Origin of the sequence: Methylobacterium sp. WL19 (genome assembly GCF_008040005.1) — a bacterium.
Lineage (GTDB): Bacteria > Pseudomonadota > Alphaproteobacteria > Rhizobiales > Beijerinckiaceae > Methylobacterium > Methylobacterium bullatum.
The window spans coordinates 1-1,524 of record NZ_VRVC01000260.1; the positions used below are offsets into that span (position 1 = coordinate 1).

Here is a 1,524-nt window from a genome sequence, read left to right on the forward strand (position 1 = left end):
GGGCGCTGAGCGGCGGCGATCGCCTCGGCGCGCGGGCCTTCGATCTCGGGCAGGACCGTGCCGGGGCTGAACAGGGAGCCGGCCGGCTCGCCGCGCAGGGTCGTGAGGCCGGAAAGGACGATCTCGCGATCCGCCGTCGCGACGGACACGAGATCGGGCCCCACCCGCATGATCGTGCCGGGACGGAGATGACCGGAGGCGGCACCGATCTCCGCGCCCCGGACGAGAACGAGATCCTGCCCGGTGAAGATCTTCGGGCGCGCCAGCGGATTGGGCACCGGGCCGAAATCGAGGGCGCGGACGAGGGCCGCGATTGTCGCGGCGGGCTGGCGGAAATCCAGGGTCGCGGCGCGATCCGGGCGCTTGAGCCGGCCATGGTAGAGGCGCTCGCCCCGCTGCGGCCTCGCTTCCACGCGGCCCGAGACGAGCCCGTCGAGGAGGGCGGAAAAGCTCGAGGCGCCGGCTTCGTAGCAGCGGCCGTTGAGGCTGAAGACGGTGTCGCCGGGCAGGATGTCGAAATGCTCCTGCGCCAGGATGGCACCGGTATCGATGGTCTCGTCGATCTGATGCCAGGTCACGCCGTGCGAGGTCTCCCCGGCGAGGATCGCCCAGGTCGTGGCATGGAGGCCGGCATGCCTCGGCAGGGGGCCATCGTGAAAGTTGATCGCCCGGCGCCGGACGCGGGCGAGGATGGCGGGCGGGATCACGTCGAGGTTGCCGACGCTGAACAGGAAATCGACCGGCACGTGGCCCTGGCCCGCTTTCAGGTACGCGTCCTTGTCGATGAGGGTGAGTCCAACACGGCGCGCCCAGTCGGCGGCGCGGGGATCTCGCGTGACCACGGCGGAGATCGCATGCCCTGCGGCGAGAAAAAGCTCCGCGCATCGGATCAGCAGCGTCCCGTCGCCGATGAAGCAGGCGGTGGGTCTCGCATCGTCCTCGGCGTGATGGGCGACCGTATCGTCCCGAGGACGGTTCCCGATGAATTCCATCTCGACAGGCTCCGGCACCGCTGTACGTCAGGGGGATCGACGACTTGAAACAAGAAACGAGGTTTCGAATTTTCAAATTTGAGACAAAATGCTCGTTCCGGCAAACAAAGACATGAATTTCGACGAATCATTGAGGCAATGATCGAATAGAAGCCGACGATCCGGATAGAAATCGTACCGGCCGTCATTCCTGAAAGGGATTATTGAGACGAACCCGGACCCGCATGACGGGCCGAACTCGTTTCCTCGACCTTTCAAATAAAAGATGCGGCGTTAATCCCCTCAAGAGAAGCACTACTTCGGATTACTGAGCTTTTTCCCCGATGGCGCCCCGTCGCCGCGGGCGGATTTCAATTGCGGCGCCCCCTGGGTCAGTGCCGGGCGCATGAGCGACGAAACCGGAAGACGCGAGGCCCGGACCGTGTCGTGGGCCTCGCCGTCCGGGCCGGCGCCTCCGTCGTCGGGAAACGCCTTCCCGGCGGGGGCGGCATTGGCGGAGGACGGCGCGGCGGCGTTCGCCTGGGGCCGCCCC

The 1,524-nt window shown here is 66.6% G+C and carries 2 protein-coding genes; both read right to left on the reverse strand.

Translation table 11 applies throughout. From position 1 onward, the window contains the following. Positions 1-992 (reverse strand): formyltransferase family protein (locus tag FV220_RS24915; protein ID WP_281406107.1); only part of this gene is annotated, 992 nt, incomplete at its 3' end. A gap of 294 nt (positions 993-1,286) precedes the next feature. Next, positions 1,287-1,524 (reverse strand): hypothetical protein (locus FV220_RS25725; protein WP_187273535.1); only part of this gene is annotated, 238 nt, incomplete at its 5' end.